The following is a 22,836-nucleotide window of genomic DNA, read 5'->3' as shown; positions in this document are numbered from 1 at the left end:
CAGACAGGTTTAGCGGATCAGGGTGGGCTTTTCGGTCTCTGCCCAGCAGAGAAGCTGATCCGTCAGCAGGAGTTCACGGTTCACCGACGCGACATGCAGTAGCTGCTCACGACAGCGCATCCAGGCGCGGTTGCTGTTATCGAGTGCGCTGGCCGGGAAGTGGGCGGCCAGCAGCGCCACCACATCCTGGCGGTCGCCGTTGCTCAGCCACTGCGTCGCATTCTGCTGCCACTTCATCGCATCCAGCAGCAGGGAGAGCAGCCAGCCGATGCGGGTAGCCGCATCTTCCGCATTCAGCACCGGCAGCAGTTGCAGGATGTCGTGCTGCAGCGCCGCAGGCAGCGCATCGCACAGCTTCTGCCGGGCCTGCCACGGCCCGGTTTCCAGCAGGTTCAACGCCGCACCGGGCGCACCGGCGCTCAGCCGCAGTGCCGCCAGCAGCATCTGTTCATCGTGCGAAGCGTGCTTTTTCAGCCAGAGCAGGCTCTGGCTTTCATCCGGTGGCGTCAGCGACAGCGTCATACAGCGACTGCGCAGGGTCGCCAGCAGACGCGAAGGATCGCGACTGCTGAGGAAGAACCAGCTGTTGGCTGGCGGCTCTTCCAGCGTTTTCAGCAGGGCGTTGGCGGCCGCCTCCGAGAGCTGCGCGGCATCGGGCAGCCAGACCACTTTCGCGCCACCCTGCTGACCGAAGTGATAAAGCTTTTCCGTCACCTGCCGCACCGCATCGATGCCCAGGGTACTTTTGCCCTTCTCCGCCTCAAGTCGATACCAGTCCGGGTGGGTATTCGCCTGCATCAGCTGGCAGCCGTGACACACGCCGCAACTTTTCAGGCCGTCTGGCTGCTGGCACATCAGCCAGCGACTTATCCCCCAGACCAGCGCCTCATCGCCCATGCCAGACATTGCCTGGATCAGCAGCGCATGATGCGCCCGATCCTCCTGATGCTGGCCAATCACGTGGCGATAAGGCTGGTTCAGCCACGGATACCAGTTCATTACGCCTGCTCCAGCAGCCACTGATCCAGGGCCGACTGAAGTGACGCTGTCACGTCATCCAGCGATTTCGTTGCATCAATGGTCAGAATCGTCGGGTCGTTGTCCGCCAGCGCCAGGTAACGCGCGCGGGTACGCTCAAAGAAGCGCAGCGACTCCTGCTCAATGCGGTCCAGCTCACCACGCGCCCGCGCACGCTGCAGGCCGATTTCCGGGGTGACATCCAGGTAAAGCGTCAGATCAGGGCGGAAGTCGCCCAGCACGGCATCGCGCAGCGTCTGCATCAGATCGCTGTCGAGTCCGCGACCGCCCCCCTGATAGGCCTGAGAGGAGAGATCGTGGCGATCGCCGATCACCCAGGCGCCGCGGGCCAGCGCCGGTTTGATCACGGTCTCCACCAGCTGAACCCGCGCCGCATAGAGCATCAGCAGTTCCGCTTTATCCGTGACCTGCTCGCCCTCAATACCCTGCTTCACCAGCACCCGCAGCTGTTCGGCCAGCGGCGTGCCGCCAGGTTCACGGGTAAAGACCAGATCGGTGATGCCGCGGGCGTGCAGCGTGGCAACGATGGCGTCGCGCGCGGTGGTTTTGCCGGCGCCTTCCAGGCCTTCGATGACGATAAACTTACTGTTCATTTTTTTCCTTTAGCGACTGCCGGTACACCTGCACCGCCTGGTTGTGACTGGCCAGATTGGTAGTAAAGGTATGACCGCCCTTGCCGTCCGCCACGAAGTAGAGATAGTTGGTTTTCTCGGGATGCGCGGCCGCCAGCAGAGAAGCCTTACCCGGCATCGCGATCGGGCCAGGCGGCAGGCCGTTAATCATATAGGTATTGTAATCGCTGGCGGTCTCAAGATCTTTACGGGTGAGTGACCCATTGTAGCGATCGCCCATGCCGTAGATCACGGTCGGGTCGGTCTGCAGGCGCATCCCGGTCCGCAGCCGGTTGATAAAGACGGAAGCGACGCGCGCGCGCTCCTGGCTGACGCCCGTCTCTTTTTCGATGATGGAGGCCATCGTGACCAGATCCTGAGGCGTTTTATAGGGCAGATTATCCGCCCGTCCCTGCCAGATCTCGTCGATGGTTTTTTTCATCCGCTCATGGGCGCGTTCCAGCAGGGCCATGTCCGTGGTGTTCGCCGTATAGAGATAGGTGTCCGGAAAGAAGTTCCCCTCCAGCTGCGCAGGCTCAACTTTGAGGGCGCTGGCCAGGGTGGAAAACTGATCGTCTTTCAGCGTATGACGGATATAGGGCGCTTTACGCAGCTCACTCAGCCACTCTTTGAGCCGCTGCCCCTCCACAAACCGCACCGGAAACTGCGCCTCTTTACCGCTCGCCAGCAGCTGTAACAGCGCGCGTACCGTCATCTTTGGCTCCAGGCGATAGGTTCCCGCCTTGAAGGTGGCCAGTTCCGGCTCCAGACGCAATAGCGCACCAAACCAGATGCTGCGCGGAATGATCTTCTGATCTTCCAGCTGCGCCTCCAGCGCCACCCGGCCCGTACCGGCGGGCAGTGTGTAGATCTTCTCCTGCTGCAGCGTTAACGGGGTCGCCGCAAACTGCTTAATCTGCCAGTAGCTCACTCCCGCCGCGAGCCCTGCTACCGCCAGCAACGTCACGAGAATTTTTTTGCTTCGAGTCATGATGCTTCCATTATCTTTTCACAGCCTGCCTGTAACTGAGTAAACAGCAGGCGCTCAGTAAACTGTACCGCCTCGATCTGTCGGACCGGCAGAACCGGCATCAGCGCATTACAGATGACGACTTCATCCGCAGCCAGCAGCTGCGCCGGTTCGCTTTGTACGACATGGCAAGCCTGGCCCGTGGCCGCAAGTTGCGCCATCAGACTCCGCCGCATAATGCCATCCACCCCCGACGCGGAGAGATCGGGCGTGAAAATCTGACTGCCCTGGCGCCAGAATAAATTGGCCGCACAGCATTCCACCACCCAACCTTCAGTGTCAAGCACCAGCGCCTCGTCGGCGTCCGTCTGGTCAAGATGAGCTCTGATCATCACCTGCTCAAGGCGATTCAGGTGTTTGATACCGGCAAACTGCGCGTTTCGCGCCAGGCGGATTGGGCTGATGCGGAGGGAGGCGCCCCGCTGCTGTAATCCGGCGTAGTGCTGCGGCCAGGGTGCCAGCGAAACGATTCGGGTCGGTTCGCCACAGCCATGACGACTGTAGCCGCGTCCGCCACTGCCCGCGCTGATGATGACCTTCAGCACCGCCTGAGGCTGCTGGTGCGCAGCCGCTCTCATCTCTGTTTCGAGCCGATGCCAGTCAACGCCCTCGATCCATAGCCGCTCGCAGCCCTGTCTGAGCCGCTGCAGATGGCTTTCCAGCAGCACAATGTTGCCCTGCTGCACGGCGGCGGTGGTAAAGCAGCCATCCCCGAACTGCAGCCCCCGGTCAGTGGCAGCCAGCGTCGGTTTTCTGATCCCGTTAATCCACATGGTTCTCTCCTGAGCCCGTTCCACCCTGTCAGCGTCCGCCGCAGGATAAAAAAAGGCCCGCATCGCGGGCCTTGTCAGCTATCTGCAACGATTACACCTTGCGGAAGATCAGGGAACCGTTGGTACCGCCGAAGCCAAAGGAGTTACACAGCGTATACTCCAGGCCAGAAACCTGACGCGCGGTGTGCGGCACGAAATCGAGATCGCAGCCTTCATCCGGATTGTCGAGGTTAATGGTCGGTGGAACCGCCTGGTCGCGCAGTGCCAGAATCGAGTAGATCGCTTCTACCGCGCCCGCTGCGCCGAGCAGATGCCCGGTCATGGATTTGGTTGAGCTCACCATGACTTTACTGGCGGCTGCCCCAAACACCGATTTCACTGCCTGCGCTTCGGCCTTATCACCCGCTGGCGTGGAGGTGCCATGTGCGTTGACATAGCCGATCTGCTCTGGCGTAAGCTGTGCATCACGCAGCGCATTGACCATCGCCGCCGCGGCGCCTGAACCATCTTCGGGAGGTGAAGTCATGTGGTAAGCATCGCTGCTCATGCCAAAACCGACGATTTCCGCGTAGATTTTTGCACCACGTTTTTTCGCATGTTCGTACTCTTCAAGTACCACGATGCCCGCGCCGTCACCCAGCACGAAACCATCACGATCTTTATCCCACGGGCGGCTGGCCGCTTGCGGATTGTCGTTACGGGTTGAGAGAGCACGCGCCGCGCCAAAACCACCTACGCCTAATGGCGTACTGGCTTTCTCTGTGCCACCTGCCAGCATCACGTCAGCATCGTTATAGGCGATGATACGTGCGGCATGACCGATGTTATGCACACCAGAGGTACAGGCTGTCGCGATAGAGATGCTTGGACCTTTCAGGCCATACATAATGGTGAGATGACCCGCCACCATGTTGACGATGGTTGAAGGCACAAAGAACGGACTGATTTTGCGTGGGCCGCCGTTGACCAGTGAAGAGTGGTTCTCTTCAATCAGGCCCAGGCCACCGATGCCGGAACCAATTGCTGCACCCATACGGCTTGCATTTTCCTCGGTCACAACCAGACCGCTATCCTGCATAGCCTGAATACCGGCCACAATGCCGTACTGGATGAATTCATCCATCTTGCGCTGATCTTTGCGCGAGATGAAATCATCACAATTGAAATCTCTTACCAGACCTGCAAAACGCGTTGCATAAGCACTGGTATCAAAATGGTCGATCAGGTTAATGCCGCTCTGACCGGCAAGGAGAGCACTCCAGGTAGACTCTACGGTATTGCCGACAGGAGACAACATGCCAAGACCAGTCACAACTACACGACGCTTAGACACGTTCGTCCTCCAGGGAGGGAAAATAGGGAACTATGTGGGACAAATAAAAAAAATCAGGCGGTCGAGCGACCGCCTGAAGGTATTCATTAGCCTTTATGGCTATTGATGTAGTCGATCGCTGCCTGAACGGTAGTGATTTTCTCAGCTTCTTCGTCTGGAATCTCAGTATCAAACTCTTCTTCCAGAGCCATCACCAGCTCAACGGTATCAAGAGAATCGGCACCCAGGTCTTCTACGAAAGATGCAGAGTTGGTGACTTCTTCCTCTTTCACACCCAGCTGCTCACTGATGATTTTCTTAACGCGTTGTTCGATATCGCTCATACTATTTAATTTCCTATCAAAACTCGCTTACGCGATGGTTTTCGTAGTGTATAAAATGGTGAAAAAGATGCAACAAAATCCCGGCTGGTCGAACCACGATTTTGCGTTATTTTGCGGTTTTAACCGCAAATAAAGCAAATGTTTTCGTGATTTATCAGACCATGTACATTCCGCCATTGACGTGCAGCGTTTCACCAGTGATGTAGGCTGCTTCGTCAGAGGCTAAAAATGCCACAGCATTGGCGATTTCCTGTGCATCGCCTAAGCGACCCGCAGGGACTTCCGCCAAAATACCGGAACGCTGATCTTCGTTCAGTGCCCGCGTCATGTCAGTCTCAATGAAGCCTGGAGCCACGACGTTGACGGTAATGCCACGTGACGCGATTTCGCGCGCCAGTGATTTGCTAAAGCCAATTAAACCCGCTTTTGCTGCCGCGTAGTTTGCCTGGCCCGCATTACCCATGGTGCCGACAACGGAACCAATGGTGATGATACGGCCCACGCGCTTTTTCATCATGGCACGCAGAACCGCCTTAGAAAGGCGGAATACCGATGTGAGGTTGGTATCCAGGATATCCTGCCACTCATCGTCCTTCATGCGCATGAGAAGATTATCACGCGTAATGCCTGCATTATTGACTAAGATATCCACTTCGCCAAATTCCGCGCGAATATTCTCTAAAACGCTGTCGATTGAGCCAGCGTCAGTCACATTCAGTAACAGACCTTTTCCCTTGTCGCCAAGGTAAGCACTGATGGCGTCGGCGCCACTCTGGCTGGTTGCAGTCCCGACTACTTTGGCGCCACGCGCCGCCAGGGTTTCTGCAATCGCACGACCAATGCCGCGACTCGCGCCGGTTACCAGCGCAACTTTACCTTCAAAGCTCATGATTTTCCTCTTATTCCTTACCGAGTGCCGCTGACAGGGAGGCCGTATCGTTTACGGCAGCCGCGGTCAGACTATCGACAATGCGTTTCGTCAGTCCGGTCAGGACTTTGCCTGGGCCTATCTCCAGCAGCTGCGAGACGCCCTGGGCCGCCATCGCTTCCACGCTTTCGGTCCAGCGAACCGGGCTGTAGAGCTGGCGAACCAGCGCATGACGGATTGCCGCCGCGTCAGTTTCGGCCTTCACATCGACGTTATTGATCACCGGCACCGCAGGCGCATTAAACGTGATGTTTTCCAGCGCCACGGCCAGCTTATCCGCAGCCGGCTTCATCAGTGCGCAGTGAGACGGCACGCTGACCGGCAGTGGCAGAGCACGCTTCGCGCCCGCCGCTTTACAGGCCGCACCGGCACGCTCAACGGCTTCTTTGTTACCCGCGATGACCACCTGACCCGGCGAGTTGAAGTTCACCGGTGAAACGACCTGACCCTGCGCGCTCTCTTCACACGCCTGGCGGATCGCCGCGTCATCCAGGCCGATAATCGCCTGCATTGCGCCCGTGCCTTCCGGCACCGCTTCCTGCATCAGCTTGCCGCGCAGTTCAACCAGCTTCACGGCATCGGCGAAGTTAATCACGCCCGCACAGACCAGCGCCGAATATTCGCCGAGGCTGTGACCGGCCATCAGGCGAGGCTGTTCACCGCCCTGCTGCTGCCAGATCCGGTAGATGGCCACGGACGCGGCTAGCAGCGCAGGCTGCGTCTGCCAGGTTTTGTTCAGCTCTTCGGCCGGACCCTGACTGACTAACTGCCACAGGTCATATCCCAGTGCGTCAGAAGCTTCACGGAAGGTCTCTTCCACCAGCGGATAGCTTGCTGCTAATTCAGTCAGCATGCCCACGGTCTGTGAACCCTGACCGGGAAAAACAAATGCAAATTGCGTCATCTTTCGTTCCTGTCAATCAAAAGCGAACCAGCGCAGAACCCCAGGTGAATCCACCACCAAAGGCTTCCAGCAGAATAAGGTGTCCGGGTTTGATGCGGCCATCGCGCACCGCTTCATCCAGTGCGCTTGGCACTGAGGCGGCAGAGGTGTTGCCGTGACGATCCAGCGTGACGACCACTTTATCCATGGTCATGCCAAGTTTTTTCGCCGTGGCGCTGATGATGCGCAGGTTCGCCTGGTGAGGCACCAGCCAGTCGAGCATTTCACGATCGAGGTTATTGGCCTGCAGCGTTTCATCGACGATGTGCGCCAGTTCGGTCACGGCGACCTTGAAGACTTCATTGCCGGCCATGGTGACATAGGCGGGCTGATCCTGATGAGCTCGGTCCTGATAAGGCAGCGTCAGCAGCTGCGCATAGCGGCCATCCGCATGAAGATGAGTAGAGATGATCCCCTGCTCTTCGCTCTGACCCAGCACAACGGCTCCGGCCCCATCGCCAAACAGGATAATCGTGCCGCGATCTTCCGGATCCAGCGCGCGCGCCAGCACGTCAGCGCCGATCACCAGCGCATGCTTAACCGCGCCATTTTTGATGTATTGATCGGCGACGCTCAGAGCATAGGTGAAACCTGCACAGGCGGCCGCAAGGTCAAACGCCGCGCAATCTTTAATCTCCAGCATTTGCTGGATCATGCAGGCGGAACTGGGGAAAGCATGGCTGGATGAGGTTGTGGCGACAATGATCAGCCCAACGTCGTTCGCATCGATCCCTGCCATTTCAAGGGCGCGTTGTGCCGCGCTGAATCCCATGGTGGCGACGGTTTCATCTGGCGCGGCAATGCGACGCTCACGGATGCCGGTACGGGTAACAATCCACTCGTCCGACGTCTCCACCATTTTTTCCAGATCGGCATTGGTGCGAACCTGGCTGGGCAGATAACTGCCCGTACCGATAATTTTGGTATACATCTAGGCTTTGTCACTCCTGGCTAATACAGCATCAAGGCGCGCAGCAATTCGCTCGGGAATGTGCTGCCTCACCGCCTGCTCTGCCTGTTCTATCGCCACGGCGAAGGCGTGTTGATTTGCTGCGCCGTGACTCTTGATCACTGTTCCGCGCAATCCTAACAGACAAGCGCCATTGTACTGGTCAGGGTTGAGTTGCCCGAATCGCTTCGCCAGACGTTTCTGAATCCAGCGTCCCAGCAACGTCAGCCACCATGACCGTTTTTTGCCTTCCCCTGATGACTTCAGCAGAGAAAGAAACATTCTTACCACGCCTTCCATCGTCTTCAGCGTGACATTTCCGACAAAACCGTCACAGACCATGACATCCGTTTTGCCGGTGAGCAACTCGTTACCTTCGAGGTAACCAATATAGTTGATCTGCGGTGATTCCCGCAGCATTACCGCGGCATCGCGGATCGTTTCCAGCCCTTTGGTCTCTTCATGACCAATATTGAGCAAGGCCACGCGGGGCCGTGGGATGCCCAGCACATGCTCAGCCATCACCGACCCCATCACCGCAAACTGCACCAGCATCGCACTGTCTGAGCCCACATTCGCACCCAGATCCAGCACCACGGTTTTACCCTGCTGCTGATGCGGTAAAACGGACATCAGCGCCGGACGTTTAATGCCATCCAGCGGCTTTAATAACAGCGTCGACAGCCCCATCAGCGCACCGGTATTTCCGGCGCTGATGCAGGCCGCTGCACGTCCCTCTTTGACCATCTCCAGAGCGACGCGCATCGAACTGCCGCGACTGTTCCGGATGGCCTGAGCGGGCCGCGCATCACTTGCAATAACCGATTCGGCAGGGATAACCTGCAAACGCCCCGTGAGGGAGGAATCCGCTTTGGCAAGCAATGGCATGAGAGTGTCGGGATGTCCGACCAGAAGAAGGAATAGATCCGAATGAGAGGCCAGTGCCTGCAATGCTGCAGGCACTGTCACGCAGGGACCGAAATCCCCGCCCATGGCATCAATCGCCAGGGTCAAACGTGTCAAGGTATCGCCTTGCTAAGCAAGAAACTTACTTAACGATAACCTTGCGACCGCGGTAGTAACCGTCCGCAGTGATGTGGTGACGCAGATGAGTTTCGCCAGAAACTTTATCTACTGACAGAGCAGCAGTGGTCAGCGCATCGTGCGAACGACGCATACCACGCTTAGAACGGGTGGGTTTATTCTGTTGTACGGCCATGGACCTTACTCCTATTACTTACGCTTTAAACTGGCTAATACGGCAAATGGATTTGGTTTCTCCGCCTCTGCAGGCAGTTTGCCAAAGACCATGTCCGCCTCGGACACTTCACAGTGTTCAGAATCGTGCACCGGAACGACCGGCAGCGCGAGAATCAGTTCATCCTCAACAACCGCCAGCAGATCGATCTCACCAAACTCATTAACATCGACCGGCTCGTACGCTTCCGGCAATGCCTCGGCCTGCTCTTCAGAAGAGACAGGGCTGAAGCAATAACTTACTTTTACGTGATGGGGAAAGGTCTGGTTGCAGCGCTGGCAGCGCAACGTCACATTGACTTCAGCAGTACCCGTCAGTACCGCCAGACGCTGGCTGTCAACCGCAAACGACATGGCACAATCCACATCACTGTCCACACTAACGACCGACTCGGCCACACGCTCCACCTGTACAGATGTGTAGACACCCTGATAATCAAGGCGCTTCTGAGCGGTGCGGACAGGGTCCAGCGTTAGGGGTAATTTTACCTTTTGCATAGGGCGCGCATATTAACTTTGTAATGTCATAGAGTCAAAGAAAAAGGCCGTTAAACAGCATCTTTCAACCACTATTCGCATCCAGTGCGGCGCACAGTTTAAAATGACTGTCACCAATTCGCTATCACTATTGAAAAAAAATGACACCATCAATTCTTTTAGCTTCCACCTCTCCCTTCCGGCAGGCATTGCTGCATAAGCTGGGGCTGCCTTTTATCACGGCCGCGCCAGAGGTGGATGAGTCGCCTCGTCCCGCGGAAAGCGCAGAGGCGCTGGTGACACGACTTGCCGTAGCGAAAGCGCAGGCACTGGCCGGAAGCCATCCCGACCACTGGATCATCGGCTCCGATCAGGTCTGCGTGCTGGAGGGGGCGATCACCGGCAAGCCGCATACCGCAGAGAATGCCCGGGCACAGCTGCGTGCCGCCAGCGGCAAGGCGATTACCTTCTATACCGGGCTGGCCCTTTTTCATCCGGCCAGCGGCAGGCTGCTGCAGTGCTGTGAACCTTTTGTGGTCCATTTCCGCACGCTGACCGACGCGGAAATCGCAGGCTATGTGGAAAAGGAGCAGCCGCTGCAGTGCGCGGGCAGCTTTAAAAGCGAGGGGCTGGGGATTTGTCTGTTTGACCGGCTGGAGGGACGCGATCCCAATACGCTGGTCGGACTGCCGCTGATGGCGCTCAGCGCGATGTTGCAGCAGGCCGGCATCAACCCGTTAACGGCGTGATGCCAGCGCGATTACGCTTTCCGCTGGCGCAGCTTCTGCAGGCACTGCTTCAGGCCCTCATCCAGTGGCGCTTCTACCCGCATCACTTCTCCCGTGCCGGGATGGGTAAAGGTCAGCGCCGCCGCATGCAGGAACAGGCGCGTTAAGCCGGTTGACGCCAGCTGGCTGTCGAACTCGCGTTCGCCATAGCGATCGTCAAAGGCAATCGGATGCCCGGCGTGCAGCGTATGCACACGGATCTGATGCGTGCGCCCCGTCACCGGGCTTGCCTTAACCAGCGTGGCGAAGTCGAACCGCTCTTCCACTTTAAAGCGGGTTTCCGAGGGCTTGCCTTCACTGCTGACGCGCACCACGCGCTCGCCGCTCTGCAGAATGTTTTTCAGCAGCGGCGCCTGCACCACCTTGAGGTGTGACGGCCAGTTACCGCGCACCAGCGCCAGATAATCTTTCTGCATCCCTTTTTCCCGCAGCTGCTCATGCAGGGAACGCAGCGCCGACCGCTTTTTGGCGACCAGCAGAATACCGGAGGTATCCCGGTCCAGGCGATGCACCAGCTCCAGGAAACGCGCGTCAGGCCGTAATGCGCGCAGCCCTTCGATGACGCCGAAGGTCAGCCCGCTGCCGCCGTGGACAGCAGTGCCGGAAGGCTTGTTCATCACCAGCAGTGACTCATCCTCATAGAGGATCGCCTCTGCCAGCGACGCGACCTTCGCCAGTTTAGGGGAAACAGCGTCTTCATCGCGTTCCGCCACCCGAACCGGCGGAATGCGCACCTCGTCGCCCTCCTCCAGTTTGTACTCAGGCTTAATGCGCTTTTTATTCACCCGCACCTCGCCTTTGCGAACGATGCGATAAATCATGCTTTTAGGCACACCCTTAAGCTGGGTGCGCAAAAAGTTATCAATGCGTTGTCCGGCATTTTCAGCCGTGATGGCGACAAACTGTACGCCGGGATTCTCTGTTTTCATGGCGGCGATTCTAAATAGTGTCCCCTGATAGCGCCACCCCTTTTTCTGTGCTTAACTCTGGGGTTGATGTGACGGCAGGCGGCTTCTCTGCTGGCTTTTTCAGCAATGCGCTGCTTTGTCCGACACATTAGCGCGTTAAATGTAAAGAAACTTCACAAGCTGGCTAAAGTCGCCTTGCTATATGAAGGTTAGCAATGGAATAATGCTTGAGTTTCTTACCTGAAGCATTTCAGGGCAGAAAAAGAGCGAAATTGTCATTTTGCCGGATTGAGCAGACACGCAGCAATGGCGTAAGACGTAATGCGAAATCAGGCACTTAGCGGGCTGCGGGTTGCGGCCTGGACAACAGGTTGGGATGCACGGGTTTTCTTTATTCTCTCAGGCATTTCCCCTATCTGGTGCTGTTTTCCCTTATGAAAAACAGGCCACCGACGTTATTTGCGCCCCTCGCGCGGTCGACAGCCGTGAGGCAGACGACACTGCACTAAGTCACGGGGCCATCGGTTGATACTCGTCCAGGGTAACTATGCCCGCAGCTGTAATCACTCATGAAAGAATAACGAGTAAGTCACGATGAAAAGAATGTTAATAAACGCAACTCAGCAGGAGGAGTTGCGCGTTGCACTGGTTGACGGTCAGCGCCTGTACGATCTGGATATCGAAAGTCCCGGACACGAACAGAAAAAAGCCAACATTTACAAAGGTAAAATCACTCGCATTGAACCCAGTCTTGAAGCTGCGTTTGTCGATTACGGCGCAGAGCGTCACGGTTTCCTCCCGTTAAAAGAAATCTCCCGCGAATATTTCCCTGCCAGCTACAACGCACATGGCCGTCCTAATATTAAAGATGTGCTGCGTGAAGGTCAGGAAGTCATTGTTCAGATCGACAAAGAAGAGCGCGGCAACAAAGGCGCTGCGCTGACCACCTTTATCTCGCTGGCAGGCAGCTACCTGGTGCTGATGCCGAATAACCCGCGCGCGGGTGGCATTTCCCGTCGCATCGAAGGCGACGACCGCACCGAACTGAAAGAGGCGCTGTCGGCGCTGGAGCTGCCGGAAGGCATGGGTCTGATTGTCCGTACCGCGGGCGTCGGTAAATCTGCCGAATCGCTGCAGTGGGACTTAAGTTTCCGTCTCAAGCACTGGGACGCGATCAAGAAAGCCGCTGAAAACCGCCCTGCACCTTTCCTGATCCATCAGGAAAGTAACGTGATTGTGCGCGCCTTCCGCGACTATCTGCGTCAGGATATCGGCGAAATCCTCATCGATAACCCGAAAGTGCTGGAGCTGGCGCGTCAGCATATCGCTGCGCTCGGCCGCCCGGACTTCAGCAGCAAAATCAAGCTCTACACCGGTGAGATCCCGCTGTTCAGCCACTATCAGATCGAATCGCAGATCGAATCCGCTTTCCAGCGCGAAGTCCGTCTGCCTTCCGGCGGCTCGATTGTCATCGACAGCACCGAAGCGCTGACCGCCATCGATATCAACTCCGCTCGCGCCACACGCGGCGGCGATATCGAAGAGACCGCGTTCAACACCAACCTGGAAGCGGCCGACGAGATTGCGCGCCAGCTGCGTCTGCGTGACCTGGGCGGCCTGATCGTTATCGACTTTATCGATATGACCCCGGTTCGCCATCAGCGCGCCGTTGAAAACCGTCTGCGTGAGGCCGTCCGTCAGGATCGCGCCCGTATCCAGATAAGTCATATTTCCCGCTTCGGCCTGCTGGAGATGTCCCGTCAGCGTCTGAGCCCGTCATTAGGCGAATCCAGTCATCACGTCTGCCCTCGCTGTAGCGGCACCGGCACCATCCGTGATAACGAGTCACTGGCGCTGTCGATTCTGCGTCTGATTGAAGAAGAAGCGCTGAAAGACAACACCAAAGAAGTGCACGCGATCGTGCCGGTTCAGGTCGCCTCTTACCTGCTGAACGAGAAACGTGAAGCGGTCAACGCCATCGAGAAACGCCAGGGTGGCGTGCGCGCGGTCATCGTACCGGATGACAAGATGCAGACCCCGCACTACTCCGTACTGCGTGTGCGCAAAGGCGAAGAGACGCAGACCCTGAGCTATCACCTGCCGAAGCTGCACGAAGCGGAAATGGCGATGCCATCCGACGAGGAGCACGCTGAGCGTCGTCGTCCTGAGCAGCCGGCTCTGGCCGCCTTCGTCATGCCTGACGCCCCGCCGGCGCCGGTCGAGGTCGCGCCTGAAGCGAAGCAGGCGAAAACGCAGTCTGCTGCCAAAACCACGCCGGAAGTGGCCGCACCGGCTGCCGTCAGCACCGGTTTCTTCGGTCGTCTGATTGGCGGTCTGAAGAAGATGTTTGCGGGCGAAGAAGCGCCAGCTGCCGCACCTGTGGCGACTGAGGTTGCGGAACCGCAGAAGGCGGCTGAAAGTGAGCAGCAGCAGAACAACAGCCGTGGCGAGCGCCGCAGTAACAATAATAACAACCGTCGTAACAACAATCGTCGCGAGCGCACACCGCGCAACGGCGACAACACGCAGTCGCGTGAAGGCCGTGAACCGCGCGAAAGCCGCGAGCCGCGTGAACCGCGTGAAAGCCGCGAGCCGCGCGATGGCAACGACAACCGTCGTAACAAGCGTCAGTCTCAGTCCGCCGAGACCCGTGAAGAGCGTCCGGCGCTGAGCGAAGAAGCGCGTCAGCAGCGTGATGAGCAGCAACAGCAGCGTCGTGAGCAGCGTGCTGAGCGTCAGCGTCGTCGTCAGGAAGAGAAACGTGCCGGTGAAGAGGCCGCCAAAGCGGCGGAGCAGTCCGCCGTCGTGGCTGAGTCTCAGGAGGTCGGCGAGGCACAGGATGACGAGCGCGTGCAGGTTATGCCGCGTCGTAAGCCGCGTCAGCTTAACCAGAAAGTGCGTGTGGATGACAATCGTCAACCTGTGACTGCCTCAGCGGCTGCACAGCCCGCTGAGGCGCGTCAGCCGCAGCAGAGCGACGTTTCTCAGCCTGAGCTGCCAGCACAGCAGAACGATGAGCAGGATGATAACGACAACCGTGACAGCGCCAATATGCCGCGCCGTTCACGCCGTTCGCCGCGTCATCTGCGCGTCAGCGGACAGCGTCGTCGTCGTTACCGTGATGAGCGTTACCCGACGCAGTCAGCGATGCCGCTGGCCGCTGCGGCCGCCTCACCTGAGATGGCATCCGGTAAAGTCTGGGTTCGCTATCCGGTAAGCCAGGCCAGCGATGAGCAGGTTCAGAACGCAGCGCCAGAAACCCCGGCGTACCACCGTGAAGAGCCAGCAGAGGTCGCTGCAGCCCCGGTTGCCGCCGCTGTCGACGCCGTTGCGCAGGATGCACCTGTTCAGCAGGCTGAGCCACAGGCAGAAACGCCAGTGCCGGTTGTGAACACTGACGACACCCGCGCTATCGACGCGCCGGTTGATGAGCAGCCTTCTGTGGTTCCGGCCGCCGAAGAGGCGAAAGCGGAAGCCGTTGCGGCCGAAGCCGTGCCGGCTGAACCTGTCGCTGAAGCCTCACCGGTTGCAAAACCTGCCGCTGAAACCGCAGAGGTGTCTGAACCCGCAGAGGCTGCACCGGCTGAACCCGCAGACGCTGCCGTGCCAGCAAAAGTGGCAGAGCAGACCGCCAGCGATGTCAGCGACGCTATCACCACAGAAGTCGAGGAAGTGCTGAATGCTCCGGTCGCCGCAGAAGCAGAATCTGCCCCTGTCAGCGAGCCGCATGCACCGGTAGCCGCCCGCGATGTCGCCCCGGCTGCGCCGGTTGTCGTGACCGAACAGCCAGCACCCGCTGCGGAGGCGCCAGCGAATGATGGCACCCGCTGGAAGCACTTCGCATCGGCACCGATGACCAAAGCGCCTGCGCCAGCCTGGCAGTCCGAGCCTGCGCGGCACAGTGACTGGGTGCGTGCCCCGTACCAGTTCGACGGTCGTGGTTCTGCGGGCGGTCACAGCGCCACCCATCAGGCCACCGCGCCGGCTACCAAGCCGTAACGCAGACGCCGTTGTAAACACAACCCCGGCCTGATTCGCCGGGGTTTTTTTATGGTTGTGGATCTGCTTAATGCTGCGTGACAGACACCGGTTTCCGGGCCGCATACTGAAGTCTGATGGCGCTGACGGGGCCGCTCGTCAGGTCTGGCTTTCCGCCCGACGGATTCCGGCTGAGGTTCTCCCTGCGACAGCGCCCCTTCACGGGCTGAACGCCAGGCAAAAAAAACCCCACGCGCCTTTACCAGGCGGGTGGGGAAAAGTAAGCGCATCCGGTTAAAGTACGCTCAAATTTTCAGGTCAGATTACGAATTCATCTTAAACAGCGACATCTTCGACATGTCGGTAAAGGTCTTATAGGAGGCCTGCAGCGCGGTCTGCTGCATGGTGTAGCTGGAGGCTGCCTCGGTGTAATCGACGTTAACCAGATCGCTCATCTGCGAGTTATAGATCACGCTGCGGTCATCGCCCTGGGGATTCAGGGTATCGGTGATCTCTGACAGCTGGATACCGATTTCAGAACGCACGGCTAAGACATTGTTCAGCGAATTGCCCAGACCCCGGTTGGTTTTATCCATCGCCGCCTGGAACGTCTGTTTAGTCGCGGCATCCGCATTATCCTGCGGGACTTTCAGCGCAGCGATGGCGCTATCCAGCATCTTAAACAGGTTGGTTTCGCTGGCGCTGCCATCCGGCTCTTTTTTGGCATTGCTTGTAATCGACATAAAGATAGCATCGCCGGTGTGTGCCACCGTCATAGTCCGGCTGGTGTCAACCTTCTGGGTAATCGCCTCGGTGCCACCGGTGTAAGCGACACCCGTGCCCGCCGTATCCGCGAATGGCGCGCTGTCCGTCTTATAGCCAGCAAAGATGTAACGGCCGTTGGCATCTTTACTGTTAGCCTGGTTCAGCAACTGCGCACGGATCCCCTCCAGCTGGGTCGCGATCGATCCCCGGTCATCGTCACTCAGCGTGCCGGTGGAACCGTTAACGATCAGCGTCTGCGCATTCTGGATACTCTCAGTGACACCTTTCAGCGCATTCTCTTCCAGTGACAGACCCTGCTCAGCAAAGGTACGCGCCAGCGCATACTGTTTTCCCTGCTGCTGCGTCTGCGACAACGCGACCGCGCGCGAGGCGGCAATCGGGTCGTCCGAGGGGTTGGTGACGCGGCGACCGCTGGAGAGCTGTTCGCCGACTTTAAGCCAGGAGGCCTGCGAGTCGGTAATCCCGCGCACCTGCTGGTCAAAAATCATATTTGTACTGACTCGCATGTTATCTCCTGCCCTTAGCGAATATTGATCAATGCGTTAAACACGGTGCTGGCCGTCTGCAGCACCTGCGCATTAGCCATGTAATATTGCTGATATCTGGTCAGGTTGGCGTACTCCTCGTCGAGGTTGACACCAGAGACTGACTGCTGGCGCTCGGTCAGCTGGCTGACCACGCTTTTCTGGGTGGTGCTGGTGGTTTCCAGCGAACTGGTTTTGTTACCCACGGTGCTGACGATGCTGGCGTAAGCCTGCGACAGCGTGGCGTTGCCACCGACCAGCTTCACGTCCTGCAGGTTCAGCAGTTTCTGCGCGTTGCGGTTATCGCTCTCTCCGCCGACGGCAGCCGCCGCCGCGACCTGAGATTCGCTGGTAATCGCCACTGACATATCGTTGATCACGTTCTGCACCGGCTTCACCAGGAAACTGTCTTTCGCGGCAGGCGCAGGCGAGGCGCCGACTGTCAGCTTCAGACCGTCGAAGCTCAACGTAGTGTTGCCGCTGGCATCGGTTCCCTTTGTCAGCGTCACGGCCGTGCCGTCTGCCGCGCGGGTGGCGCTCCAGTTTGTGCCGTCATAGCTGACGGTGTAGTTGGACGCTTTCAGCGCGCTGGTGTCGGTCCACTCGGCGGTAACGGACGCGCCAGTGCTGTTTTTGCTGTTACTGACGACCAGCGGGCTGCCAATCTTAAAGAAATCGACGCCCTGATTGCCCTGGCTGTCGAAGCCCTGCTTGTGAACATCATTGAAGCTGGTGGTAAAGGCGGCGGCTAACTGTCCCAGCTGATTCTGAGCCAGATCCAGATCCTGCGACCGGAATGACAGCAGACCGCCCAGCGAACCGGTGGTGATCAGTTTTTCCGGGATCTCAACGTTGCCCGCCTGCTTATCGACATAGCCAAGGGTCGTCCGGGTCGGATCGCTGCTGGAGGTCATCGCCACCAGATCGTTCGATTTATAGCCGTTGACCAGCGTCAGGCCGTTCGCCATCGAGACGGTGTAGTTCCCCTCCTGCTCAGAGACGTTAACGCCCACCATCTTGTTCAGGTCACTGACGAGCTGATCGCGTTTATCCAGCAGATCATTGGGCGTTGCGCCGTTTCCGGTGGTCAGTTTGCCAATCTGCTTGTTGAGATCGGCAATCTGGCTGGTCAGGGTATTCACCTGTTTGACGTCTGAACTGATATCCGCATTGACGCTGTTCTGCATGTTATTCAGATACTGCGCCGTGCTCTGGAACTGGCTGACCAGTCCCTGCGCATTGCTGAGCATCGACTGGCGTGCTGAGGGATCGTTGGCGTTGCTGACCACGTTCTGCAGGTTGGTGAAAAAGCCCTGCAGCGAGGTCGACAGGCTGGTAGTGGAGGTCGACAGCAGGTCGTCAATGTTTGAAATCTGGCTGTGCTGGGTATCCACTGCACTGTAGTTCGCGCTGGCACCGCGCAGTTGCGTGGCGATAAACGCGTCATATTCACGCTGTACCCCGGTCACGTTGACACCGTTACCGTAATAGCTATTGCCCTGCAGCGTGCTGCTGGCCTGCGCTAACAGCGTAGTCTGACGCGAATAGCCCGCCACGGTGTAGTTGCTAATGTTGCTACTGGTGGTGCTCAGGGCGGCCTGCGCGGCACTCAGTCCGCTCATGGCGGAGTTAATTATGCTGGACATCTCGGTTCCTTACGTTCCCCGTCAACCGGGCTGGCAAACATCAAAGTGGGCGCCAGCAGGCGAAAACGCATCTGGCTATAGGCCTGTTATCGGCTTGCTTAAGTGAAACTTGAGGCTCAATGATCAGAACAGATCGCCCACATCCTGGGTGTAGGCTTTAACGACCTTTTCACCCATGCTTTTGAATTGCTGAATCATTCCCACCAGCTTTTGCGCATATTTCGGATCGGTGGCATAGCCTGCCGCCTGCAGTGCCTGCGCACCCTGCTCTGCGCTGGCGGCGTTCGTTACCGCCGCATAGCGCGGGTTTTTGGTCAGCAGTTTGACGTAGTCGGTCAGCGCCTCAAAATAGGAGTTATAGACCCGGAAGCTGGCGCGGACTTTTTTCGCTTCGCCCTGCTCATATTCGGTGGTCATGATATCCGTCGTCTCCCCTTTCCAGTCACCGCTGGCTTTAATCCCGAACACGTTATAGCTCGGTTTGCCGTCGCGGGTCAGGATCTGGCGCTGTCCCCAGCCCGACTCCAGCGCGGCCTGCGCCAGAATCAGGTGATGAGGGATGCCGCTCTGCTGGCTCGCTGCCTGCGCCGGTTGCATCAGCTGGGCGATAAACTCGCGGCTGTCGCCAGGCAGGCCGGTCGGGGACGCGGCGGGCAGACGCGGCATCGCCTTACGCACAATCTGCTCCAGCTGCTGCGCATGCATCGGTATTGCCCCACTGGTACTGAGGATGAAGCTTTTATCCAGCTTCATCGGCACTGTACCGGCGGTTTCATCCGGGGCAGTGGCGGGCTGCATCTGTTTGACGATGGTTTCCGCCAGGCCAAGACCGCGCTTCCCCATCTCCTGGGCAATCTGCTGGTCATACATTGAGGTAAAGAGTTTGGTCTGTTCGTTGCTCATAATCCCGTCCTGCGGCAACGCTTCACGCATACTCTTCAGCATCATCTGTACAAACATCCCTTCGACCTGACGCGCCACCTGCAACGCATGGCCTTTCGGATCGTTGCTGGCCTGGTGTTTCAGTTCATTCAGGGAGCGGCTGTCGTAAGCCGCACTCATTACAGATTGCATATCAGCCATCAGATAATTTCCAGTTTGGCACGCAGACAGCCGGCACTCTGCATCGACTGCAGAATCGACATCAGTTCGATAGGCGATGCACCCAGTGCGTTCAGCGCACGTACCACGTTGTTCAGGCTGGCGCTGGCATTGACACGCTGCAGCGCACCACCGGACTGGCGCAGATCGATCTGGGTCTGCGTGGTCGCCACCGTCTGTCCACCGGCCAGCGGCGTGTCAGGCTGGCTGACGTTCTGCTGCTGATTGACCGTGACCGACAGGTTGCCCTGCGCCACCGCACACTGATTCAGCGTCACTTCGCGGTTCATCACCACCGAGCCGGTGCGTGAGTTGATGATCACTTTCGCATCCTCAACCGGAATCGAGACGTTGATGTTCTGGATATCAGCCAGCAGGCGCACCTGCGCGCCATTGTTCGGCGACACGCGGATCTGAACGGTACGGGCATCCAGCGGCTGCGCCGAGCCATAACCGCCGCGCGCGTTAATCGCATCAGCAATACGCTGCGCCATCGAAAAATCTTCGTTGTTCAGCTGCAGGTTGATGGTGTTCTGCGAGCCAAAGTTGCTCTGCAGTTCACGTTCAACGGTCGCCCCGCCCGTGATACGGCCGCCGTTAAGCTGGTTTACCTGAACGCTGCTGCCGCCTGCGGAGGCGCCCGCACCACCGACCAGGATGTTGCCCTGCGCCAGGGCGTAAACCTGGTTATCGACCCCTTTCAGCGGCGTCATTAACAGCGTGCCGCCGCGCAGGCTCTTGGCGTTACCCAGCGATGAGACCACCACGTCCAGATTCTGACCCTGACGGGCAAACGCAGGCAGTTTTGCCGTCACCATGACTGCGGCCACGTTCTTCAGCTGCATGTTGGTTCCGGCCGGTACGGTGATCCCCAGCTGTGACAGCATGTTGCTCACGGTCTGAGTAGTAAAAGGTGTCTGAGTCGTCTGGTCACCGGTGCCATCGAGGCCCACCACCAGGCCATAGCCCAGCAGCTGGTTATCACGTACGCCCTGTACCGTGGTGAGATCGCGAATCAAATCGGCCCTGGCCAGCAGGCTGACACTCAGGAGCAGCGCCAGCCCGGCGCGTAACAGCGTTAACTTTTTCATTGAAGCCTCTTACATCGGAGAGATGTTCAGGAAGAAGCGCTGCAACCAGCCCATGGTCTGCGCCTCATTGATATAGCCATTACCGACGTACTCAATACGTGCATCGGCGACCGCGGTAGATAACACAGCGTTGCTGGCGCTGATGGTGCGTGGGTTGACCACGCCCGAGAAGCGGATGAACTCTGTGCCCTGATTAATGGCGATCTGTTTTTCACCGACTACGTGCAGGTTGCCGTTCGACAGCACCTGATCCACGGTGACGGTAATAGTGCCGGTAAAGGTGTTGTTAGCGGATGCGCCGCCTTTACCCGCGAAGTCGTTTTTGCCTTCGGCACTGAGGTTGGCTTTTTCGCCACCTGCCCCTACCAGACCAGCCAGTCCGGTTGGAACGGTGCTCAGGCCAAAGCTGTTTTTGCCATCGCGGCTGGCATTCGCCGACGAGCTTTTGCTGGCGCTGACGTTTTCCTGCAGGGTGATGGTCAGGGTATCGCCAATGTTGCGTGGACGGCGATCTTCAAACAGCGGCTGATAGCCGTAGTTAAGCGGCGCAACGCCCTGAAAAATCGATCCGTTAACCACCGGTGGCGCGGACGGCAGCGGCTGCGCCGTGGTTGCGCCCTCGACCAGCGGGGTCCGCGGGACCAGCGCACATCCGTTAAGAGTTAGCAGCAGTGAGGCGACTAACCAATGTCCAGGCTTGAGAATCTGTTGCTTCGCCACGGTGTCACGACCTTATTCATGTCTCTGTTTCAGGCCAGCAGGCGCTGGCCCTGTTCGGGATTAAATCTGGGTTAATTTCGCCAGCATCTGATCAGAGGTGCTGATCGCCTTGCTGTTGATTTCGTAGGCGCGCTGCGTCTGGATCATGGTGACCAGCTCTTCCGCCACGTTAACGTTCGAAGTTTCGGTGTAGCCCTGATAGAGCAGACCGGCACCGTTCTGGCCTGGCGTGCTGTCAGTCGGCGCACCCGATGCCTGGGTCTCCTTGTAGAGGTTTTCACCCACGCTATCGAGACCGGCATCGTTCATAAAGGTGCTCAGGGTTAACTGACCCACCTGCGCGGCCTGCGCCTGACCCTGCTGGGTCACGCTGACCACACCGTCACGGGAAACCGTGATGCTGGTGGCGTTAGCCGGAATGGTAATGCCGGGCTGCACCGGGAAACCGGAGTTGGTCACCAGCTGGCCGTTCTGATCCACCTGAAACGCGCCGTCACGGGTATAAGCAGAGGTGCCATCCGGCATCTGAATCTGAAAATAGCCCTGGCCGTTAATGGCGATATCTTTTGAGTTACTGGTCTGCGACAGGTTGCCCTGGGTGTGCAGACGCTCTGTGGTCACCGGACGCACACCAGTACCAATCTGCAGGCCGGAAGGCAGCGTCGTCTGTTCAGACGACTGCGTGCCCGGCTGACGCATGGTCTGGTACATCAGATCTTCAAACACGGCACGCGAACGTTTAAAACCGTTGGTGCTGACGTTTGCCAGGTTGTTGGCAATGACGTCCATGTTCATCTGCTGCGCATCAAGACCGGTCTTAGCGATCCATAAAGAACGAATCATGTTGTTATCCTCGCGCCTTAGCTCATGTTCAGGAGCTGGTTGGCTTTTTGTTCATTTTCGTCGACGTTGGTGATGACTTTCATCTGCATCTCAAAACGTCGGGCGTTGGCGATCATATCGACCATGGTTTCCACCGGTTTGACGTTGCTGCCTTCCAGCACGCCCGGCATAACCTGCATGGTGGCGTCCGCCTGCAGGGCCGCGCCGCGGGTGGCCTGCGTTGCGGCCGTCGGCCGGAACATGCCATCATCGCTGCGCTGCAACTCCTGGCCGGTCGCCCGCACCAGTTTGAGCTTGCCCAGCTGAACCGTGGCGTTAGGTGAATCACCGGCATTCAGCCCGGTAATGGAGCCATCTGCCGCGATGGTGATCTCCGTGCCCTGTGGGATCACAATCGGGCCGCCATCGCCCATCACAGGATTGCCCTGAACCGTCAGCGTGCCGTTCGGACTGATCTGCATATTGCCGTTGCGGGTATAGGCTTCACTGCCGTCTGCGGTACGTACCGCCAGCCAGCCATCCTGCTGCACCGCCACATCCAGCGGACGCTCGGTGTAATCCATCGCGCCCTGGCTCATGTCTGCACCCGGCGTTGAGGCAGCCACCAGCGTACGGGTTGGCAGAGACCAGCCACTCACCGGCACGGCGCGCAGCGCGTTGAGCTGCGCACGAAAGCCGGGTGTTGAGGCGTTGGCGAGGTTGCTGGCGGTCACCGCCTGCTGATCCAGCGTCTGGCTGGCCGCGCCCATCGCGGTATATATCGCGTGATCCATAAGGCAATCCTGTTAG

At 58.3% G+C, this 22,836-nt stretch carries 22 protein-coding genes; 2 read left to right on the top strand and 20 right to left on the bottom strand.

What is annotated here, in order from left to right; genetic code table 11:
- Positions 1-9 precede the first annotated feature (9 nt).
- From holB to yceD, 12 genes are all read right to left on the bottom strand, one after another.
- Positions 10-999 carry a DNA polymerase III subunit delta' gene (gene holB, locus ACR6AS_RS03575; protein ID WP_434161138.1) on the bottom strand — a complete coding sequence of 330 codons (990 nt, stop codon included), beginning with the start codon at positions 997-999 and terminating at the stop codon, positions 10-12.
- Complete coding sequence (gene tmk / locus ACR6AS_RS03570) at positions 999-1,631, bottom strand: dTMP kinase (RefSeq protein WP_434161137.1); 633 nt, start codon at positions 1,629-1,631, stop codon at positions 999-1,001. The genes holB and tmk overlap by 1 nt, the downstream gene beginning before the upstream one ends.
- Positions 1,621-2,640 carry an endolytic transglycosylase MltG gene (gene mltG / locus ACR6AS_RS03565; RefSeq protein ID WP_418797301.1) on the bottom strand — a complete coding sequence of 340 codons (1,020 nt, stop codon included), beginning with the start codon at positions 2,638-2,640 and terminating at the stop codon, positions 1,621-1,623. Before mltG ends, tmk begins: the two co-directional genes overlap by 11 nt.
- Complete coding sequence (gene pabC, locus ACR6AS_RS03560) at positions 2,637-3,452, bottom strand: aminodeoxychorismate lyase (protein WP_111138649.1); 816 nt, start codon at positions 3,450-3,452, stop codon at positions 2,637-2,639. Before pabC ends, mltG begins: the two co-directional genes overlap by 4 nt.
- 91 nt (positions 3,453-3,543) lie before the next feature.
- The gene (fabF, locus tag ACR6AS_RS03555) at positions 3,544-4,785 is read right to left on the bottom strand and encodes a beta-ketoacyl-ACP synthase II (protein ID WP_434161134.1); all 1,242 of its coding nucleotides are present in this window, start codon (positions 4,783-4,785) and stop codon (positions 3,544-3,546) included.
- Between the two features lie 86 nt (positions 4,786-4,871).
- Positions 4,872-5,108, bottom strand: a complete 237-nt coding sequence (acpP, locus tag ACR6AS_RS03550; protein WP_003849865.1) for an acyl carrier protein — start codon at positions 5,106-5,108, stop codon at positions 4,872-4,874.
- A 154-nt stretch (positions 5,109-5,262) separates the two neighbouring features.
- Positions 5,263-5,997, bottom strand: coding sequence for a 3-oxoacyl-ACP reductase FabG (gene fabG, locus ACR6AS_RS03545; protein ID WP_111138647.1), 735 nt, complete (start codon positions 5,995-5,997; stop codon positions 5,263-5,265).
- A gap of 10 nt (positions 5,998-6,007) precedes the next feature.
- Complete coding sequence (gene fabD / locus ACR6AS_RS03540) at positions 6,008-6,940, bottom strand: ACP S-malonyltransferase (RefSeq protein WP_111138646.1); 933 nt, start codon at positions 6,938-6,940, stop codon at positions 6,008-6,010.
- 16 nt (positions 6,941-6,956) lie between these two features.
- Complete coding sequence (locus ACR6AS_RS03535; RefSeq protein ID WP_098050954.1) at positions 6,957-7,910, bottom strand: beta-ketoacyl-ACP synthase III; 954 nt, start codon at positions 7,908-7,910, stop codon at positions 6,957-6,959.
- On the bottom strand, positions 7,911-8,951 hold the full coding sequence (gene plsX / locus ACR6AS_RS03530) for a phosphate acyltransferase PlsX (RefSeq protein WP_367396247.1): 1,041 nt from the start codon (positions 8,949-8,951) through the stop codon (positions 7,911-7,913).
- Positions 8,952-8,976: 25 nt separating this feature from the next.
- Positions 8,977-9,147, bottom strand: coding sequence for a 50S ribosomal protein L32 (rpmF, locus tag ACR6AS_RS03525; protein ID WP_003849870.1), 171 nt, complete (start codon positions 9,145-9,147; stop codon positions 8,977-8,979).
- Between the two features lie 14 nt (positions 9,148-9,161).
- The gene (gene yceD / locus ACR6AS_RS03520) at positions 9,162-9,683 is read right to left on the bottom strand and encodes a 23S rRNA accumulation protein YceD (protein WP_111138644.1); all 522 of its coding nucleotides are present in this window, start codon (positions 9,681-9,683) and stop codon (positions 9,162-9,164) included.
- A 140-nt stretch (positions 9,684-9,823) separates the two neighbouring features.
- Here yceD and ACR6AS_RS03515 point away from each other — a divergent pair, with 140 nt between their 5' ends.
- Positions 9,824-10,411, top strand: coding sequence for a Maf family protein (locus ACR6AS_RS03515; protein WP_111138643.1), 588 nt, complete (start codon positions 9,824-9,826; stop codon positions 10,409-10,411).
- 11 nt (positions 10,412-10,422) lie between these two features.
- Here ACR6AS_RS03515 and rluC read toward each other — a convergent pair whose 3' ends face one another.
- Positions 10,423-11,379 (bottom strand): 23S rRNA pseudouridine(955/2504/2580) synthase RluC, encoded by a 957-nt coding sequence (gene rluC, locus ACR6AS_RS03510; protein WP_111138642.1) that lies wholly within the window; start codon positions 11,377-11,379, stop codon positions 10,423-10,425.
- A gap of 573 nt (positions 11,380-11,952) precedes the next feature.
- Here rluC and rne point away from each other — a divergent pair.
- Positions 11,953-15,357: a ribonuclease E gene (gene rne / locus ACR6AS_RS03505; RefSeq protein ID WP_434161130.1), complete on the top strand. Its 3,405-nt coding sequence runs from the start codon at positions 11,953-11,955 to the stop codon at positions 15,355-15,357.
- A 302-nt stretch (positions 15,358-15,659) separates the two neighbouring features.
- On the opposite strand, the gene flgL is transcribed toward rne, so the two are convergent.
- The 7 genes from flgL to ACR6AS_RS03470 form a co-directional block, all read right to left on the bottom strand.
- Positions 15,660-16,628 (bottom strand): flagellar hook-associated protein FlgL, encoded by a 969-nt coding sequence (gene flgL, locus ACR6AS_RS03500; RefSeq protein WP_111138639.1) that lies wholly within the window; start codon positions 16,626-16,628, stop codon positions 15,660-15,662.
- A 14-nt stretch (positions 16,629-16,642) separates the two neighbouring features.
- Positions 16,643-18,292 carry a flagellar hook-associated protein FlgK gene (flgK, locus tag ACR6AS_RS03495; RefSeq protein WP_111138638.1) on the bottom strand — a complete coding sequence of 550 codons (1,650 nt, stop codon included), beginning with the start codon at positions 18,290-18,292 and terminating at the stop codon, positions 16,643-16,645.
- A 123-nt stretch (positions 18,293-18,415) separates the two neighbouring features.
- On the bottom strand, positions 18,416-19,375 hold the full coding sequence (gene flgJ / locus ACR6AS_RS03490) for a flagellar assembly peptidoglycan hydrolase FlgJ (protein WP_111138637.1): 960 nt from the start codon (positions 19,373-19,375) through the stop codon (positions 18,416-18,418).
- Positions 19,375-20,484: a flagellar basal body P-ring protein FlgI gene (locus tag ACR6AS_RS03485; RefSeq protein WP_111138636.1), complete on the bottom strand. Its 1,110-nt coding sequence runs from the start codon at positions 20,482-20,484 to the stop codon at positions 19,375-19,377. The genes flgJ and ACR6AS_RS03485 overlap by 1 nt, the downstream gene beginning before the upstream one ends.
- Positions 20,485-20,493: 9 nt before the next feature.
- Positions 20,494-21,204 (bottom strand): flagellar basal body L-ring protein FlgH, encoded by a 711-nt coding sequence (locus ACR6AS_RS03480; RefSeq protein WP_434161127.1) that lies wholly within the window; start codon positions 21,202-21,204, stop codon positions 20,494-20,496.
- A gap of 60 nt (positions 21,205-21,264) precedes the next feature.
- Positions 21,265-22,047 (bottom strand): flagellar basal-body rod protein FlgG, encoded by a 783-nt coding sequence (flgG, locus tag ACR6AS_RS03475; RefSeq protein WP_009090877.1) that lies wholly within the window; start codon positions 22,045-22,047, stop codon positions 21,265-21,267.
- Between the two features lie 17 nt (positions 22,048-22,064).
- Positions 22,065-22,820 (bottom strand): flagellar basal body rod protein FlgF, encoded by a 756-nt coding sequence (locus ACR6AS_RS03470; RefSeq protein WP_111138634.1) that lies wholly within the window; start codon positions 22,818-22,820, stop codon positions 22,065-22,067.
- Positions 22,821-22,836: the final 16 nt, after the last annotated feature.

This window comes from Pantoea phosphatilytica, assembly GCF_051025615.1.
GTDB lineage: Bacteria > Pseudomonadota > Gammaproteobacteria > Enterobacterales > Enterobacteriaceae > Pantoea.
Note: the sequence above shows the minus strand (reverse complement) of the source record. Positions and strands in the feature narration are given on the sequence as shown.

Bases quoted from the DNA above. Each gene is read 5' to 3' on its own strand.
- yceD (WP_111138644.1), bottom strand. From the start codon at position 9,683: ATGCAAAAGGTAAAATTACCCCTAACGCTGGACCCTGTCCGCACCGCT.
- acpP (WP_003849865.1), bottom strand. From the start codon at position 5,108: ATGAGCGATATCGAACAACGCGTTAAGAAAATCATCAGTGAGCAGCTG.
- flgK (WP_111138638.1), bottom strand. From the start codon at position 18,292: ATGTCCAGCATAATTAACTCCGCCATGAGCGGACTGAGTGCCGCGCAG.
- ACR6AS_RS03515 (WP_111138643.1), top strand. From the start codon at position 9,824: ATGACACCATCAATTCTTTTAGCTTCCACCTCTCCCTTCCGGCAGGCA.
- holB (WP_434161138.1), bottom strand. From the start codon at position 999: ATGAACTGGTATCCGTGGCTGAACCAGCCTTATCGCCACGTGATTGGC.
- flgG (WP_009090877.1), bottom strand. From the start codon at position 22,047: ATGATTCGTTCTTTATGGATCGCTAAGACCGGTCTTGATGCGCAGCAG.
- pabC (WP_111138649.1), bottom strand. From the start codon at position 3,452: ATGTGGATTAACGGGATCAGAAAACCGACGCTGGCTGCCACTGACCGG.
- ACR6AS_RS03470 (WP_111138634.1), bottom strand. From the start codon at position 22,820: ATGGATCACGCGATATATACCGCGATGGGCGCGGCCAGCCAGACGCTG.
- mltG (WP_418797301.1), bottom strand. From the start codon at position 2,640: ATGACTCGAAGCAAAAAAATTCTCGTGACGTTGCTGGCGGTAGCAGGG.
- flgL (WP_111138639.1), bottom strand. From the start codon at position 16,628: ATGCGAGTCAGTACAAATATGATTTTTGACCAGCAGGTGCGCGGGATT.
- rpmF (WP_003849870.1), bottom strand. From the start codon at position 9,147: ATGGCCGTACAACAGAATAAACCCACCCGTTCTAAGCGTGGTATGCGT.
- ACR6AS_RS03535 (WP_098050954.1), bottom strand. From the start codon at position 7,910: ATGTATACCAAAATTATCGGTACGGGCAGTTATCTGCCCAGCCAGGTT.
- rluC (WP_111138642.1), bottom strand. From the start codon at position 11,379: ATGAAAACAGAGAATCCCGGCGTACAGTTTGTCGCCATCACGGCTGAA.
- tmk (WP_434161137.1), bottom strand. From the start codon at position 1,631: ATGAACAGTAAGTTTATCGTCATCGAAGGCCTGGAAGGCGCCGGCAAA.
- rne (WP_434161130.1), top strand. From the start codon at position 11,953: ATGAAAAGAATGTTAATAAACGCAACTCAGCAGGAGGAGTTGCGCGTT.
- ACR6AS_RS03485 (WP_111138636.1), bottom strand. From the start codon at position 20,484: ATGAAAAAGTTAACGCTGTTACGCGCCGGGCTGGCGCTGCTCCTGAGT.
- flgJ (WP_111138637.1), bottom strand. From the start codon at position 19,375: ATGGCTGATATGCAATCTGTAATGAGTGCGGCTTACGACAGCCGCTCC.
- fabD (WP_111138646.1), bottom strand. From the start codon at position 6,940: ATGACGCAATTTGCATTTGTTTTTCCCGGTCAGGGTTCACAGACCGTG.
- fabG (WP_111138647.1), bottom strand. From the start codon at position 5,997: ATGAGCTTTGAAGGTAAAGTTGCGCTGGTAACCGGCGCGAGTCGCGGC.